General features: G+C 73.6%; 14 protein-coding genes, 1 tRNA gene and 1 pseudogene. 5 read left to right on the top strand and 11 right to left on the bottom strand.

Annotation, left to right across the window (positions count from 1 at the left end):
• Nucleotides 1-84 precede the first annotated feature (84 nt).
• The 5 genes from ACZ6IM_RS27560 to ACZ6IM_RS27540 all read right to left on the bottom strand — a co-directional run bounded on the left by ACZ6IM_RS27560 (nt 85) and on the right by ACZ6IM_RS27540 (nt 3,236).
• Nucleotides 85-954 carry a hypothetical protein gene (locus ACZ6IM_RS27560; RefSeq protein WP_469559931.1) on the bottom strand — a complete coding sequence of 290 codons (870 nt, stop codon included), beginning with the start codon at nt 952-954 and terminating at the stop codon, nt 85-87.
• A gap of 148 nt (nt 955-1,102) precedes the next feature.
• Nucleotides 1,103-1,762, bottom strand: coding sequence for an HhH-GDP family DNA glycosylase (locus tag ACZ6IM_RS27555; RefSeq protein ID WP_469559928.1), 660 nt, complete (start codon nt 1,760-1,762; stop codon nt 1,103-1,105).
• Entirely contained in the window at nt 1,759-2,091 is a 333-nt protein-coding gene (locus ACZ6IM_RS27550) for a DUF3140 domain-containing protein (RefSeq protein ID WP_052841964.1), read from the bottom strand. Before ACZ6IM_RS27550 ends, ACZ6IM_RS27555 begins: the two co-directional genes overlap by 4 nt.
• Nucleotides 2,037-2,357: a WhiB family transcriptional regulator gene (locus ACZ6IM_RS27545; protein ID WP_469559925.1), complete on the bottom strand. Its 321-nt coding sequence runs from the start codon at nt 2,355-2,357 to the stop codon at nt 2,037-2,039. Before ACZ6IM_RS27545 ends, ACZ6IM_RS27550 begins: the two co-directional genes overlap by 55 nt.
• Before the next feature lie 69 nt (nt 2,358-2,426).
• Nucleotides 2,427-3,236: an alpha/beta hydrolase gene (locus ACZ6IM_RS27540; protein ID WP_469559922.1), complete on the bottom strand. Its 810-nt coding sequence runs from the start codon at nt 3,234-3,236 to the stop codon at nt 2,427-2,429.
• A gap of 175 nt (nt 3,237-3,411) precedes the next feature.
• Here ACZ6IM_RS27540 and ACZ6IM_RS27535 point away from each other — a divergent pair, with 175 nt between their 5' ends.
• From ACZ6IM_RS27535 to ACZ6IM_RS27525, 3 genes are all read left to right on the top strand, one after another.
• On the top strand, nt 3,412-4,599 hold the full coding sequence (locus ACZ6IM_RS27535; RefSeq protein WP_052841962.1) for a thiolase family protein: 1,188 nt from the start codon (nt 3,412-3,414) through the stop codon (nt 4,597-4,599).
• A 69-nt stretch (nt 4,600-4,668) separates the two neighbouring features.
• A complete protein-coding gene (locus ACZ6IM_RS27530; RefSeq protein WP_469559919.1) occupies nt 4,669-6,228 on the top strand; it encodes a long-chain-fatty-acid--CoA ligase in 1,560 nt (519 codons plus the stop codon).
• 63 nt (nt 6,229-6,291) lie between these two features.
• The gene (locus ACZ6IM_RS27525; protein ID WP_052841960.1) at nt 6,292-7,065 is read left to right on the top strand and encodes a sulfite exporter TauE/SafE family protein; all 774 of its coding nucleotides are present in this window, start codon (nt 6,292-6,294) and stop codon (nt 7,063-7,065) included.
• On the opposite strand, the gene ACZ6IM_RS27520 is transcribed toward ACZ6IM_RS27525, so the two are convergent.
• The 3 genes from ACZ6IM_RS27520 to ACZ6IM_RS27510 all read right to left on the bottom strand — a co-directional run bounded on the left by ACZ6IM_RS27520 (nt 6,992) and on the right by ACZ6IM_RS27510 (nt 10,570).
• Nucleotides 6,992-9,112 carry an MDR family MFS transporter gene (locus ACZ6IM_RS27520; RefSeq protein ID WP_469559916.1) on the bottom strand — a complete coding sequence of 707 codons (2,121 nt, stop codon included), beginning with the start codon at nt 9,110-9,112 and terminating at the stop codon, nt 6,992-6,994. The two genes, ACZ6IM_RS27525 and ACZ6IM_RS27520, sit on opposite strands and share 74 nt — an antisense overlap.
• An 87-nt stretch (nt 9,113-9,199) precedes the next feature.
• On the bottom strand, nt 9,200-9,973 hold the full coding sequence (gene cobF, locus ACZ6IM_RS27515) for a precorrin-6A synthase (deacetylating) (protein ID WP_469559913.1): 774 nt from the start codon (nt 9,971-9,973) through the stop codon (nt 9,200-9,202).
• Between the two features lie 57 nt (nt 9,974-10,030).
• Complete coding sequence (locus ACZ6IM_RS27510) at nt 10,031-10,570, bottom strand: DUF309 domain-containing protein (RefSeq protein WP_469559910.1); 540 nt, start codon at nt 10,568-10,570, stop codon at nt 10,031-10,033.
• 100 nt (nt 10,571-10,670) lie between these two features.
• On the opposite strand from ACZ6IM_RS27510, the gene ACZ6IM_RS27505 reads away from it, so the two are divergent.
• Nucleotides 10,671-10,744 (top strand) — tRNA-Pro (locus tag ACZ6IM_RS27505).
• A 753-nt stretch (nt 10,745-11,497) separates the two neighbouring features.
• A pseudogene (locus tag ACZ6IM_RS27500) lies at nt 11,498-11,719 on the top strand (aldo/keto reductase); the annotation flags it as partial.
• A gap of 6 nt (nt 11,720-11,725) precedes the next feature.
• Here the strand turns inward: ACZ6IM_RS27500 and ACZ6IM_RS27495 are convergent.
• From ACZ6IM_RS27495 to iolB, 3 genes are read right to left on the bottom strand one after another with little or no spacing between them, the layout of a single operon-like run.
• Nucleotides 11,726-12,511 (bottom strand): GntR family transcriptional regulator, encoded by a 786-nt coding sequence (locus ACZ6IM_RS27495; protein WP_052841955.1) that lies wholly within the window; start codon nt 12,509-12,511, stop codon nt 11,726-11,728.
• A gap of 49 nt (nt 12,512-12,560) precedes the next feature.
• Nucleotides 12,561-14,435, bottom strand: a complete 1,875-nt coding sequence (gene iolD / locus ACZ6IM_RS27490) for a 3D-(3,5/4)-trihydroxycyclohexane-1,2-dione acylhydrolase (decyclizing) (protein ID WP_469559907.1) — start codon at nt 14,433-14,435, stop codon at nt 12,561-12,563.
• Nucleotides 14,432-15,328 (bottom strand): 5-deoxy-glucuronate isomerase, encoded by an 897-nt coding sequence (iolB, locus tag ACZ6IM_RS27485; protein WP_052841953.1) that lies wholly within the window; start codon nt 15,326-15,328, stop codon nt 14,432-14,434. Before iolB ends, iolD begins: the two co-directional genes overlap by 4 nt.
• Nucleotides 15,329-15,353: the final 25 nt, after the last annotated feature.

The raw sequence follows: 15,353 nt of genomic DNA, 5'->3' as shown, positions 1-15,353 counted from the left end.
CCGTCGCGCACCATTGTGCCGCCCGGTGATCACCCTGTCCGGGTTTCATCGGATCTGCGCACGACGTGGTGGAGCCCGGCGCGGTCAGTCCAGGTCGGCGGGCTGGGGCGAGGGGGTGCCGCCGTCCAGGACCGTCCGCAGGCGCTCGGTGCCCTGGCGCACCGCCTGTTCGACGGAGTCGGTCCGGCCGCCGTCGAGTCCGCCACCCGTGACGGTGACGGCGGAGGTGTCGACGCGGACCGTGGCGATGTCCAGGGTGAGCGTGGCCGGACCGTCGCCGGCGTCGCCCTGCACGGTCACCCGCAGCCCCGTGCGGGCGTCGCCCACGTCGGGCACCGAGGCCTCGGTCACCTGGACCGTGCGCTCGGTGCCCCCGGAGCCGGTGGCGGTGAACTCGTCGCAGGTGTCCGGCAGGGTCCGCAGCCACTTCATCCGGGCGTCCAGACCGGCTCGGTCGTACCCGGCGACCTGTTCGAGCAGCCGGGAGTCGCCCTGCTCGAAGCCGGTGAGGGCGGACGGCCCGGAGGGGTCGCCCAGCAGGTCGTCGCCGTAGAGGGCGTCCAGCAGTGCCTGGCAGTCCGTCGCCTCGGACTTCGCGGTGAGGAAGTCGGCCACGTCGACCTTGCCGACGAGCAGCCGGTCGCGCCACTTGTCCGCGTCCTGGACCTGGTTCCAGTCGCCCTCCAGGTCGGCCTCGGTGAGCAGGGCGGCCTTGGCACCGGCCTCGGTGAGGGTCGTGGGGGAGGCACTGGGGGAGCCGGTGGGGGAGGTCGTGGGCGAGCCGCTCGGGGTCTGCTTCGCCGCGTTCTCCGGGGCGACCCCGGCCTGTTCGGCGGCGGTGTCCGAGGAGCTCTGCGACCGGCCGCCGTCCGAGCAGGCCGCGGTGGTCAGCAGCGCGCCCGCCGCCAGGGCGGAGGCCAGGAGACGGACGGGGTGGGACGGACGACGGCTCATCGCGGGATGCCTCCTGGGACGGGAAACGGTGTCCTCAGCGCATCACCGGGGCCGGGGGCGCACCAGCGCACGGGCCTGTTCGGGTGACCGGCGCGGCCCGGCGGAGCCGCGGGTCCGCGACGGGCACGGACCGCGGGACCCGGCGCGCTCAGCCGACGCGGTCGAGGGTGTCCTCGGCCACGTCCTTGTCCACCGCCGCACGCACCAGCGCGGCCGCGAGGACGGCGGGTTCCGTCTCCTTCCCGGCGAGGGACAGCAGCCGGTCCCGGTCCCCGGGCAGGCCGAGCCGCTCCGCGCCCTGGAGGGCCTTGCGGTCCAGGCGGGGCCCCGCCTGCGGCCAGACCAGCTGGACCTCCCGCAGGAAGATGTCCGCGCCGGTCGGTCCCACACCGGGGAACTCCTGGAGCAGCCGCCGCACCTGCGAGACGTCGCCGTCCGCCTCGTCGCGGAGCCGGCGCAGGTCGCCGCCCCACCGCTCGATCAGCAGTTCGGCGGCCTCGCCGAGCTGGGTGGCGGTGCGCTCGTCGTAGCGCCGGTAGCCGCCCCGGCCGAGCGCGTCCACCCGCTCCTGCCAGGTGGCGTCGGTCATGCGGCGCGGGTCGCGCAGTCCCGCCTCGCTCAGGGCGCGGGCGGCGGCGACCGCGATGGAGGCGCTGATGCGGGCGCTGAGCAGGTGCGCGAGGACCAGCAGCCGGTAGAGCGGCTGCGGGGTGTCCTTCAGCCGGATGCCCGCCTCCTCGGCGTACGTCCGCCCGTGCGCGTCGACGAGTTCGCGCACGGTCCGGCGTTGGCCGCGGTCCGCCGTCACGGCTTCAGCGGGTCGTGACCGACCGTCATGAGCCGGTGCCGCAGCCGGGTGTCGTCGGATACGGGCTCGTTCTCCAGGTCGGTCTGCGAGGTCACGGTGTCCACGACCTTGCGCATCGCCCGCAGGTCGTCCTCGGTCAGGTCGGTACGCCGCTTCTGCAGGATCGCGAGGACGTGCTGTCCCAGCGGCGGTCCGGCGTCGTCCGGCAGCGGCTCGGTCAGCTCGCCGGAGTCGCGCACCCGGAGCCAGTCCGCGAGTTCCGCGGAGGTCATGTTCACCACGCGGTGGAAGTCCTCCCACAGCGCGTCGAGTTCGAGGGCGTCGGCCATGAGGTGTCCCTCATTTCGTCGTGCGTACGTGCGTGTTGCGCGGTCAGCCGGAGCAGGGCCGCGCGCTCCGCCTCGTCGGTGCCGCCCCACACGCCCGACGTCTGCCCCGACTCCAGGGCGAAGGCCAGGCACTCGGGGGTCACCGGGCATCTGGCGCAGACGCGTTTGGCGGCCGCCGTGTCCCGCAGGGCGGGTCCGGCGGTGCCCACCGGGAAGAACAGATCGGGGTCCTCATCCACGCAGGCGGCGCGGCGCAACCACTCCATGCGGGCGCGGGTGCCCATGGGGCGCGGGGGCAAACGCCCGGGGGCCCCGCACGGACCCGGCTCGCGGCCTCAGCGTGCGAGCACGCCGTCCAGGAATCGGGTGAGGTCGGCGAACACCTCCGCCCGGTTGGTCTCGTTGAAGACCTCGTGCCGGGCGCCCGGGTAGATCCGCTCGGTCAGGCCGCCGCCGTTCAGCGACTCGACGCCGACGCGGCTGCCGGGCAACGGCACCAGCCGGTCGTCGTCGCCGTGCACCCACAGCAGCGGCAGCCGGCCGACGTCGCCGCCCTCGGCCACGGTCTCCAGCGTCCGCACGAACGCCTGGAGCGTCGGCCGCTTCATCGGCCCGTGCCACACCAGCGGGTCCGCCGCGTACGCCGCTCCCACCGCCGGGTCGCGGGAGAGCGAGGCCGGGCTGATCGGGGTGTCGGGGATCTCCTCCAGGGCGAGCAGCCGGCGCGGCAGCTCCCAGTCGCCGATGACCGGCCCCGACAGCACCAGCGCCGTCAGCTCGCCGGGGTGGCGCTGGGCGTAGCGGGAGGCGATGAGGCCGCCCATGGAGTGGCCGATCATGACGACCGGCAGGCCGGGGTTGGCGGCACGGGCGAGGCCGGCCACGGCGTGCACGTCGGTGACCACGTCCTCGAAGTCCTCGACGACCACCCGCTCGCCGTCCGAGCGCCCGTGCCCGGTGTGGTCCGGCGCGTAGACCGCCGCGCCGTGGCCGGTGAGGACGCCGGCCACCTCCGCGTAGCGCCCGGTGTGCTCGCCGTAGCCGTGGACCAGCAGCGCGACATGGCGGGGACGCCCGGCGGGCCACTCGCGGACGCGGATCCGCCCGCGCGTTCCGGTCAGCGTGTGCTCGCGGGCCTCGGCCATGTCTCCTCCGGCTGCGTCGGCGACGGTCCTCCGGAGGATCTTCCCAGGACCCGGTCCGGCGGTCTATAGTCCAAAACTAGCAGTGCTAATTAAGGGTAGTGCTCATCAAGGTTCGCGGTGGTCGACGCGGCGGCGCGCCGTCCGGCGACCGCGCGACGACGGTCAGGAGTCCCTCGTGCGTCCCGTCCACTTCGCGGCCGCCCGCCGCACCCCGATCGGCAAGCTGCGCGGCGCGCTGTCCACCGTGCGGCCCGACGACCTCGCCGCCGCCGTGATCCGGGGCCTGGTCGCCGACGTACCCGCGCTGGACCCCGCCCGGGTCGACGACGTGTACTGGGGCGCCGCCAACCAGGCGGGCGAGGACAACCGCAACGTCGCCCGCATGGCCGCCCTGCTCGCGGGCCTGCCCGAGACCGTGCCCGGTGCCACCGTGAACCGGTTGTGCGCCTCCGGCCTCGAAGCCGTCACCACCGCCGCGCGCACCATCGCCGCGGGCGAGGCCGACGTCGTGCTGGCGGGCGGCTCCGAGTCCATGAGCCGCGCCCCCTTCGTGCTGCCGCGCCCCGAAGAGGCGCTGCCGCACCGCATCGAGACCGCCGACACCCGGCTCGGCTGGCGCCTGGTCAACCCGGCGATGAAGGACCTGCACGGCCTGCTCGCCATGGGGGAGACGGCCGAGGAGGTCGCCGAGCGGTACGGCGTCCCGCGCGAGCGCCAGGACGAGTTCGCCCTGCGCAGCCACCGCCTCGCCGCCGAGGCCCGGAAATGCGGCCACTTCGACGACGAGATCCTTCCCGTCGAGCGCCCCGACGGCGTGGTCGTCGACTCCGACGAGTGCGTCCGCGAGGACACCTCCCTGGAGAAGCTCGGCCGCCTGAGGCCGGTCTTCCGCCCCGGCGGCACGGTCACCGCGGGCAACGCCTCCCCGATGAACGACGGCGCCGCCGGCCTCCTGCTGGTCAGCGAGGAGGCCCTGAACGACCTCGGCCTGGAGTCGCTCGGCCGCTATGTCGCGGGCGGCTCGGCCGGTGTCCACCCCGACGTCATGGGCATCGGCCCGGTCCCCGCCACCCGCAAGGTCCTCGCCCGGGCCGGCTGGAGCGTCGACGACATCGCCGATGCCGAGTTCAACGAGGCGTTCGCCGCCCAGGCCCTCGCCTGCGTCGACCAGCTCGGCATCGACCCGGACCTGGTCAACCCCACCGGCGGCGCCATCGCGCTGGGCCACCCGCTCGGCTGCTCCGGCGCCCGCATCCTCACCACCCTGCTCCACCGCATGCGCCGCACCGGGGCCGGCCGCGGGCTGGCCACGATGTGCGTGGGCGTGGGGCAGGGCAGCGCGGTCCTCGTCGAACGCCACTAGGCCCCGCCCCCCCAGCCGCACAAGCCACCCCCTCTGCAGAGCCGCAGCAAGGAAACGGAGCATCACCCCATGGCAACCCTCTCCGTCGCCGCAGTCCTCGCCGAGAACGCCCGGCGCCGTCCCGACAAGGAGGCGCTCGTCGAGGGCGACCTGCGGCTGACCTTCGCCGAGGTCTGGCGGCGGGCCCGCGCCCAGGCCGGTGCCCTCGCCGGCCTGGACGTCCGGCCCGGGGACCGGGTGGCGCTGATGGCACCGAACACGGCCGACTTCCCCATCGCGTACTACGCCGTCGCCGCGGCCGGAGCCGTCGTGGTGCCGGTGCACCTGCTGCTGTCCCCGGCCGAGGTCGAGCACGTCCTGCGCGACAGCGGCGCCACCCTGCTGCTGTGCCATCCGGCGCAGGCGGAGACCGGAGCGGCCGCCGCGCGGGAGACCGGCGTACGGATGGTCACGCTGGGCGAGGAGTTCGGCGGGCTCGCCGAGCAGGCCGAGCCCCTGCCCGCGTACGTCACCCGCGACGCCGACGACCCGGCGGTCGTCTTCTACACCAGCGGCACGACCGGCGTCCCCAAGGGCGCCGTGCTCAGCCACTTCAACCTGGTGATGAACGCGACGGTCAACGCCTTCGACGCCAACGACATCCGGCCCGACGACGTGGCGCTCGGCGCGCTGCCCCTCTTCCACGCCTTCGGCCAGACCGTCTCCCTGAACTCCACCTGGCGGGCGGGCGCCACCCTCGTCCTGCTGCCCCGCTTCGACGCGGCGCGCGCCATCGAGCTGATGGTGAAGGAGGGCGTCAACACCTTCCACGGGGTGCCGACCATGTTCGTCGCGCTCGCCGCAGCGGCGGCCGGCGCCGAGGCCCTGCCCAAACTGCGGGTGTGCGTCTCCGGCGGAGCCTCGCTGCCGGTGGCGGTGCTCGAGCGGTTCGAGGCGGCCTTCGGGGCGACGATCTACGAGGGGTACGGGCTGTCGGAGACCTCCCCGGCGGCAGCCGTGAACCAGCCGGTGTTCGGCGCCAGGCCCGGCACCATCGGCCACCCCCTGTGGGGCGTCGACGTGGAGATCGCCCGCGCCGAGGTCGAGGGCGCGGTGGAACTGCTGCCCACCGGCGAGCTGGGCGAGGTCGTCGTCCGCGGCCACAACGTCTTCTCCGGCTACCTCGGCCGCCCCGAGGCCACGGCCCAGGCCCTTGTCGACGGCTGGTTCCGCACCGGTGACCTGGGCACCAAGGACGAGGACGGGTTCCTGAGGATCGTCGACCGGAAGAAGGACGTCATCATCCGGGGCGGCTACAACGTCTATCCGCGGGAGGTCGAGGAGGTGCTGATGCGCCACCCCGGTATCGCCCAGGTCGCCGTCATCGGGCTCCCGGACGAGCTGCACGGCGAGGAGGTCTGCGCCGTGGTCGTGCGCGCCCCCAGCACGACGCCCGACGCCACGCCAGACGCGGCCGGGGTCACCGAGTGGTCCAAGCAGCACCTCGGGCGGCACAAGTACCCGCGCCGGGTGGAGTTCGCGGACGAGCTGCCGCTGGGGCCGAGCATGAAGGTGCTCAAGCGGGAGCTGCGGGCGCGCTACGCCGAGCACTCAGCATCAGGAGCCCCCCAGGCATCCGTCGGCCGCTAAGGACCGATGGGCGAGACGGTGCTTACGGCGCCGGTGGGGGTGCGCATAGCATCGGTCCCCGCAATGGACACCATGACGCTCTGGCACCTCACCGGCTGGGAATTCGCCGCCCTCGCCTTCGCGGCCCTGCTCGTCGGCTTCTCCAAGACCGCGGTGAGCGGGGCCAACACGGTCAGCCTCGCGATCTTCGCGGCGGTCCTGCCCGCCCGCGCCTCCACCGGCATCCTGCTGCCGGTCCTGATCGCCGGTGACGTCCTGGCCGTCCTCACCTACCGGCGCCACGCGCACTGGCCCACCCTGTGGCGGCTGTTCCCGGCGGTCGGGGTGGGCGTGGTCGTCGGCACCGTGTTCCTGGTGTGGGCCGACGACGCCGTCGTGCGCACGTCGATCGGCGTGATCCTGCTGTTCATGGCCGGGGTGACGGTGTGGCGCCGGCGGCAGGCCGAGGCCACCGAGCAGCCGGACGAGGTCACCTCGCGCGCCGGCCGGGTGAAGGCCCGCTCGTACGGCGTCCTGGGCGGCTTCACCACGATGGTCGCCAACGCGGGCGGCCCGGTGATGTCGATGTACCTGCTCTCCGCGGGCTTCAGGAAACTCGGCTTCCTGGGTACGTCGGCGTTCTTCTTCCTGATCGTCAACGTCTCCAAGCTGCCCTTCAGCGCGGGGCTCGGCCTGATCGACGGCCGCTCGCTGCTGCTCGACGCGGCGCTGGTGGTCTTCGTGGTGCCCGGCGCGTTCCTCGGCAAGTGGGCCGTGAAGCGGATCAACCAACGCCTGTTCGAGCGTCTGGTGATCGCGGCGACGGTTGTGGGGGGTCTGCAGCTCCTGCTTGCCTGACCCGCTGCGGGAGACCGTTGCTGAGGTCCTCCACCAGCAGGCGCTTGGCGATGGCGTCGACGGCGGCGCGCAGGTCCGTGTCCGTGGGCCGGCCGATGTCCCGCTCCACCCGGTCCTCCAGCCAGGCCGCCCACGCCCGGCCGATCACCAGGGCCTCGCGGGCGCCCGCGTCGGTGTGGGAGAGCAGGGAGCCGTGGCGGGTCAGGAACCCCTCCTCCACCATCCGGTCGAACACCGGCAGCAGCACCTCCGGGGGAAGCCGGCGGCGGGCCGCGATCAGGCCGAGGCTGGCGTGCCCGACGAGCCGTGTGAACAGGTCCACCTGCATCACGGCCCAGGCACCGGCGACGTCCAGGCGGGTGTCGCTGCCCGCGATGATCCGGCGCGCGGTGTCCAGCTCCGTACCGCCGATGATCTTCCCGACGGAAGCCTCCAGCGTCCGCCTGCTGCTGGCGTCGTGCGGTGAGGCGAAGCCCTCGCCCATGTCCGTGGAACCCGCGCGGGCGCTGTCGCGCAGCTGGACCTGCTTGAGGAACAGCGCGACCAGGAAGCCGAGGACGGCGACGGGCACCGTCCACAGGAACACCGTCTGGATGGTGTCCGCGTACGCGTCGACGATCGGCGCCGACGCCCGGGGCGGCAACCGGTGCACGCCCTCCGGACTGGTCGACGCCCTGGCGATCACCGACGGGTCGGCGGCGCCGGTGCCGGCCGCCGCCGTGACGCCGTCGCGCAGGTTGGGACCGAGCGCGTTGGCGTAGATCGTGCCGAACACGGCGGTGCCGAAGGAACTGCCCAGCGTGCGGAAGAAGGTGACACCGGAGGTCGCGGTGCCGAGGTCGGCGTACTCGACGGTGTTCTGCACGGCGATGGTCAGCACCTGCATGGACAGGCCGATCCCGGTGCCGAGGACGAACATGTACAGCGACTCGAGCCCGGCGCCCGTGGAGGCACCCATCAGCGACATCAGGTACAGGCCTGCGCCCATCACCAGCGTGCCCGCGATGGGGAACAGCCGGTACCGCCCCGTCTTGCTGACCACGTTGCCGCTGAACACCGAGGCGATCAGCAGCCCCGCCACCATCGGCAGCGTCCGCACCCCGGAGACGGTCGCCGAATCCCCGTCCACGTACTGCAGATACGTCGGCAGGTACGTCAGCGCGCCCAGCATGGCGAAGCCGACGATGAAGCTGAGGATCGAGCAGACCGTGAACACCGGGTTGGAGAACAGCCGCATCGGCAGCATCGGTTCGGCCGCCCGGGTCTCCACCCAGCAGAACAGACCGAGCGCGACGAGCCCGCCCGCGAACAGGCCGATGATCACGGCCGAGCCCCACGCGTACTCGTTGCCGCCCCAGCTCGTCGCCAGGATCAGCGCGCTGGCGCCGACCGCGACCAGCGCGATGCCCAGGTAGTCGACGACCGGACGGGCGGCCGACTTCACCACCGGGATGGTGCGGGCGGCGGCGATCACGACGACGACCGCGATGGGCACGTTGACGTAGAAGGCCCAGCGCCAGGTCAGGTGGTCGGTGAACAGCCCGCCCAGCAGCGGTCCGATGACCGTCGCGACCCCGAACACCGCGCCGATCGCGCCCTGGTACTTGCCCCGCTCCCGCAGCGGGATGACGTCCGCGATCAGCGCCATCGACGTCACCATCAGGCCACCCGCGCCGACGCCCTGCACCGCCCGCCAGATGATCAGCAGCGGCATGTCGGTCGCGAGCCCGCACAGGAAGGAGCCGGTGATGAACACGACCGCGGACACCTGGAAGACGACCTTGCGGCCGAACAGGTCGCCGAACTTGCCGACCAGGACCGTCGCCACGGTCTCCGCGAGCAGGTACGAGGTCACCACCCACGACATGTGTGCGGCGCCGCCCAGGTCCGAGACGATCGTGGGCAGCGCGGTGCCGACGATCGTCTGGTCCAGGGCCGCGAGGAGCATGCCGAGCATGATCGTGACGAAGACGACGTTGCGGCGTCGCCGGTCCAGCACGGGCGGCTGGGTGGCGGCGGTCCGCGGCGATTCCTCGGCGACTGTCACACGGTCACGATCACACCGGTGCACCGGCCACGCATGCGGGAGCGGTCCGCCCGGGTGTGCCCCGGAGCCCGTTCTGGCCCCGCCCGGTCAGCGGTCGCCGGGGTTGCGCCGCAGCAGGTACGTGTCCATGATCCAGCCCTTGCGCTCCCGTGCCTCGGCGCGCAGCCGCTCGATGCGGGGCGCGGCCTCGGCGATCGGACCGGAGGCGAGGATCTCGTCCGGGGTGCCCAGGTAGGCGCCCCAGTAGATGTCGATGTCCTGGTCCGCGTACCGCCGGAAGGTCTGGTGGGCGTCCAGCATCACGACCACGTCGTCCGTGTCCTCGGGGAAGCCCTCGGCGAGCCGCCGCCCCGTGGTGATCTGCACCGGGCGCGCCACCCGGTTCAGCCCGGTCCGGTGCCGGGCGACCAGCGAGGAGACGCTGCTGATGCCGGGGACCACGTCGTACGCGAACGACACCGAGCCGCGCTCCAGGATCTCCTGCAGGATGCCCAGCGTGCTGTCGTAGAGCGCGGGGTCGCCCCACACCAGGAACGCGCCGCTCTCGTCCTCGCCCAGCTCCTCGGCGATCAGCCGCTCGTAGATGCCCGCGCGGGCACTGCGCCAGTCCCCGACGGCCGGCGAGTACGCCGCCCCGCCCGCCTTCCGGTCCCGCTCGGGGTCGCGCGCCTCGACGACCCGGTACGTCCCCTCCGGTATGTGCGTCTCCAGCATGTCCCGGCGCAGTCGCACCAGGTCGGCCTTGGCCTCGCCCTTGTCCAGGACGAAGAACACGTCCGTGCTCCGCAGCGCCTTGACCGCCTGGAGCGTCAGCTGGTCGGGGTCGCCCGCGCCGATACCGATCACATGAATTGTCCGCACGCCACGAGTCTGCCGTACGCCACCGACAACGCCCCGGCCGGGCTGCCCCGGCGGGACTCAGCCCCGCAGCCGGGGCGCCCGCGCCGCCGCGTCCACGGACCCGCCGCCCTCCACCTCACCGGCCAGCTCCCGGGCCCACCCGGCGACCGCGCCGAGGTCCATCCCGTACGGCCGCTCCCGCCCGGCCCCCGACGCCGCCCACGCCGTGACGGCCCCCGCCCCGCGCCGCAGCAGCCTGGCCCCGCCGGTGACGTTGCCGCGCGCGGAGTGCGTGAGGCCGACGGCCAGCTGGGCCAGGCCCCGCCACAGCTCCCGCTCCTCCTCGGGCCCCGACTTCCAGGCGTCCTCGAAGACCTCGTGCGCGTGGAAGGGCTTCCCGTCGTCCAGCAGCCGCTGCGCCTCGGCGACCGTCTCCTCCGGCGCCCGTACGACGCCCTCGGGCTGGCGGGCCACGCCGTCCGCGCCGTAGGGCAGCGGGCGTCCGAGCCCGTCGCGCGGCCGGGCGTTGCGCGCCCGCCCCTCCTCGTCGCGGTCCCGCCCCCGTGCCGGGCGGTCGGAGGCGGTGCTGTCCACGGGGGTGTCGGCAGGGCTGTCCATGGGTCCGATTGTCCCTCTCCCGTGCCCGCTTAGGCGCGGCCCGGTCCGTGGGGTAAAGTGCTGTCCGCGTGATCGCGCGGTTCACCGCGCGTGACGGCACCGGGACGTGGCGCAGCTTGGTAGCGCACTTGACTGGGGGTCAAGGGGTCGCAGGTTCAAATCCTGTCGTCCCGACGGTGAAGAAGCAGATGAGAGGGGTCCTTCGGGGCCCCTCTTGATCGTTTCCAGAGGTGCCGTCTCACACATTCTCACGGATGCTGTTGATCAAGGTCGGCCGAGCAGTTCGGCCAGCTTCTCCGGACCCGCCCTGAGCGACTGCGGGTTGGGATGCACGCAGGTCCGCCTCGTGAACCCGAGACCGCCTTTTCCGGCCTCAGGTCGAGGCGTGACGAAGGGCGGGGCCGCGGGAGGCGCCAGTTCTTCAGAGTGGCCATGGCTTGCTCGCCGAGGCAGTGGATTCCGGCCCGGATGCGGTATTGCCGACGTTGCGGCCTTGGGACGCCGACCGCGGACGGGCGCCCGGGTGGTGCCGCCGGCGCCTCGATACGCCTTGTCCGTCCAGCACTTCACCTCCGCGTCGCGGGGGTGTAGTCACCGGCAGCACGCATGTCGTGGCGAGCGCCCGGAACGGTGGGTGAGGCCGCCAGCAGCCGTCCTGCCGCATCGGCGACGGCCTGCCACGCCGGGCTCGTCGGACATGGCGGCGCCGACACGGCTGAGAGCTACCACGGAGCTGCGCACCGACCGGTGAGCGGACGGTGCGGGCCCGGTCTACCGGTTCGCGGCTTCCCGAGAGGCGATCCGGTTCGTGCGACCGACCGCGCGGCCCACCGTATTGCGCACCGCGAGGCCCGGCCGGGCGCGGGGCACCATGAGCCTCGCTGAACACAGCTGAGCACACCGGAAGGAGTCCGAGCCGGCCACTGCGACCACCCGGGCACCCCGGCCCGGCTCGCCGTGCTCCGCGAGGTCGCCCGGGAGACCGGGGCCACGGTCAACCAGGTCGTTCTCGCCTGGCAGATCGGCGCGGAACTGCCGATCGTGCCGCTGGCCGGGGCCTCGTCGGTGGCCCAGCTGGAGGAGAACCTGGCCGCCGTGGAACTGGAACTGACGGCGGACCAGCGGGCCCGTCCGGACGCGGTCCACTGAGCCCGGTCAGTTCCTGACCAGCAGCTGGAAGTCGAACGCGTACCGGGACGCGCGGTAGACGTGCGTCCCGTACTCGACCGGCCGCCCGGTGTCGTCGTACGCGATCCGCCGCATGGTGAGCAGCGCGGCGCCCTCCTGCTCGCCGAGCAGCTCGGCCTCCTCGCGGGAGGCGTTGCGGGCGCCGACGGTCTGGCGGGCGCTGTGCAGGGTGACGCCGCGGGAGCGCATCATCCGGTACAGACCCGTCGACTCCAGCCGGGCGTCGTCGAGTTCCAGCAGTCCCGCCGGAAGGTGGTTGCACAGCATCGCCACCGGCTGCCCGTGGGTGAGGCGCAGCCGCTGAAGGACGGCGACCTCGGTGCCCTCCGCGACACCGAGGGCCGCCGCGACCTCGGCGGTGGCCGGGACGCCCTCGTTGCGCACCACCCGGGTGCCCGGGCCCTGCCCGGCCGCCTCCAGGTCGTCGTAGAGGCTGCTCAGTTCCAGCGGGCGCCTGACCTGGCTGTGCACCACCTGGGTGCCGACCCCGCGCCGCCGCACCAGGAGCCCCTTGTCGACCAGCGACTGGATCGCCTGCCGGACGGTCGGCCGGGACAGGCCGAGGCGCACGGAGAGGTCGACCTCGTTGCCCAGCAGGTTCCCCGGCGCGAGGACGCCGCGCGCGATCGCCGCCTCCAACTGCTGGGCCAGCTGGTAGTAGAGCGGCACCGGACTGCTCCGGTCCAGGGCGAAGTCCAGGATGCCGGTCGCGGACGCGGTCACGGCGCGTGCGGGGTCGCCGGTCTTCGCCATGGACGTACCTCCCTTGCGTAGGGGACGGGCTGTCGGGGAACCGGGAGCGTCAGAGGTGGCGGCGACGGTCGGCGACCGCGCGGTCGTAGGCCGCCCGCGCGTCCGTGGCGGCCTCGCGGGCCGACACCTCGGCCACCGGCACGTCCCACCAGGCCTCCGCCGGCAGAGCGTCCCCCGCGGGCGCCGTCTCGACGTACACGCACGTCGGGCGGGTCGCCGCACGGGCCGTGGCGAGCGCCTCGCGCAGCTCCCGCACTGTCTTGGCGCGCAGCACGTCCATGCCGAGGCTGGCCGCGTTGGCGGCGAGGTCGACAGGGAGCGGGGCGCCGGTGAAGGAGCCGTCGGCGACGCGGTGGCGGTAGTCGGTGCCGAAGCGCTCGGCGCCCACCGACTCGGACAGGCCGCCGATGGAGGCGTAGCCGTGGTTCTGGACCAGGACCAGCTTCACCGGAAGGTTCTCCTGGACGGCCGTGACGATCTCCGTGGGGTTCATCAGGTAGGTGCCGTCGCCGACCAGGGCCCACACGGGGGTGCCGGGCGCGGCCTGCTGGACACCGAGCGCGGCCGGGATCTCGTAGCCCATGCAGGAGTAGCCGTACTCCAGGTGGTACTGGCGCGGGGACCGGGCCCGCCACAGCTTGTGCAGGTCGCCGGGGAGCGAACCGGCCGCGTTGATCACCACGTCCTCGTCGCCGACGACCGCGTCCAGGGCACCCAGCACCTGCGTCTGGGTCGGCACCGCGCTGTCGTCGTCGGCGCGGAAGGCCGCCTCGACCGTCTCGTCCCAACGGGCCTTGCCCGCGCGGTACTCCGTCTCGTACGCGGCGTCCACCCGGTGCCCGGCCAGCGCCTCCGTCAGTGCCGCGAGCCCCGACCGGGCGTCGCACACCAGGGTGGCGGCGGCGAGCTTGTGGGCGTCGAAGGCGGTGATGTTGAGGTTCAGGAAGCGGACGCCGGGGTGCTGGAAGAGGGTGCCGGAGGCGGTGGTGAAGTCCGAGTAGCGGGTGCCGACGCCGATCACCAGGTCGGCGGTGCGGGCGAGGGCGTCGCTCACCGCGGTGCCGGTGTGGCCGATGCCGCCGAGGTCCGCCGGGTGGTCGTGGCGCAGCGCGCCCTTGCCGGCCTGGGTGGAGGCGACCGGGATGCCGGTGGCGTCCACCAGTGCCTTCAGGGCCTGTTCGGCCTCGCTGTGGTGGACGCCGCCGCCCGCGACGATCAGCGGGCGCGCGGCGGTGCGGACCGCCGGGACCGCCTCGGCCAGCTCCGCCGGGTCGGGCGCCGGGCGGCGTACCCGCCAGACGCGGTCGGCGAAGAACTCCTCCGGCCAGTCGTACGCCTCGGCCTGCACGTCCTGCGGCAGCGCGAGGGTGACCGCGCCGGTCTCCGCCGGGTCACTGAGCACGCGCATCGCCTGGAGGGCGGAGGCGAGGAGCGCCTCGGGGCGGGTGATCCGGTCGAAGTAGCGGGAGACGGGCCGCAGGGCGTCGTTGACCGACACGTCGGCCTCGACCGGGTGCTCCAGCTGCTGGAGCAGGGGGTCGGCGGCGTGCGAGGCGAAGTAGTCGCCGGGGAGGAGCAGGACCGGCAGGCGGTTGATGGTGGCGAGGGCCGCGCCGGTGACCAGGTTGGTGGCGCCGGGGCCGATGGAGGTCGTCACCGCCTGCGCGGACAGGCGGTTGAGCTGCCGGGCGTGGCCCACGGCGGCGTGCACCATGGCCTGTTCGTTGCGGCCCTGGTGGTACGGCATCGCCTCGCGGTACTCGACGAGCGCCTGGCCGAGGCCGGCCACGTTGCCGTGGCCGAAGATGCCCCAGGTGCCGGCGATCAGGCGGTGCCGCACGCCGTCGCGTTCGGTGTACTGCGCGGCCAGGAAGCGCACCAGGGCCTGGGCGGTGGTCAGTCGGCGGGTGGGCGCGGCGCTCATGCGGACCTCTCCGGTGCGGTGTAGAGGGGGAGTCGGGGGTCGACCGGCTGCTCGGGCCAGGTGTCCCGGACCCAGGCGTGGTCGGGGTGGTCGCAGATCAGCCAGGCGCGCTCGGGCTCCGGCCCGGCCATGACGTTGAGGTAGTACATGTGGTGGCCCGGGACCGCCATCGACGGCCCGTGCCAGCCGTCGGGGATCAGCACGACGTCCCCGTCGCGCACTTCGGCGAGCACGTCCGTGCCCCGTCCCCGCCCGGAGGGGGAGACGCGCTGGTAGCCGAGGCCCCGGGTGCCGTCGTGGGGCGCGAACTCGAAGTAGTAGATCTCCTCCAGCACCGACTCCTCGCCGGGCCGGTGCTCGTCGTGCTTGTGGGGCGGGAAGGAGGACCAGTTCCCGCCCGGCGTGAGCACCTCGACCGCGATCAGCTTGTCGCACTCCAGCACCCCGGCCGCACCGAAGTTGTTGACCTGCCGCGAGCAGTTCCCGGTGCCCCGCAGCTCCACCGGCACCGAGGACGCCGGGCCGTAGCGGGCGGGCAGGCGGCGGGTGCAGCGGGCGCCGGTCAGGGCGAACCGGCCGCCGCCGTGCGAGGTCAGCGTCGTGCGGGCGTCGCGCGGGATGTACGCGAAGTCGGTCACACCGCTGAACACGCTGTCGCGACCGTCGAGTTCGAAGGTCTCCTGGCCGAAGTCGTCGGCGGTCGCGACCGTGCAGCCGCCGCTCAGCGGCAGCACGATCCACTCGCTCTCGCCGCTGTCGAAGGTGTGACCGCCGCCGGGCGGCAGGTGCACCACGCGCAGGCTGGAGTAACCCCAGCCCGCGCTCTCGGGGGTCACGTCCACGGCGTACGGGCCGTCCGCCGCGGCCTTGCCCGCGGGAAGGTGATAGGTCATCCCCTGCTCCTCCGCCTCTTCTCGC

Source organism: Streptomyces sp. NPDC042336 (genome assembly GCF_055581985.1).
The sequence above is the reverse complement of the archived record's forward strand: the minus strand, read 5'-3'. Positions and strand labels throughout refer to the sequence as shown.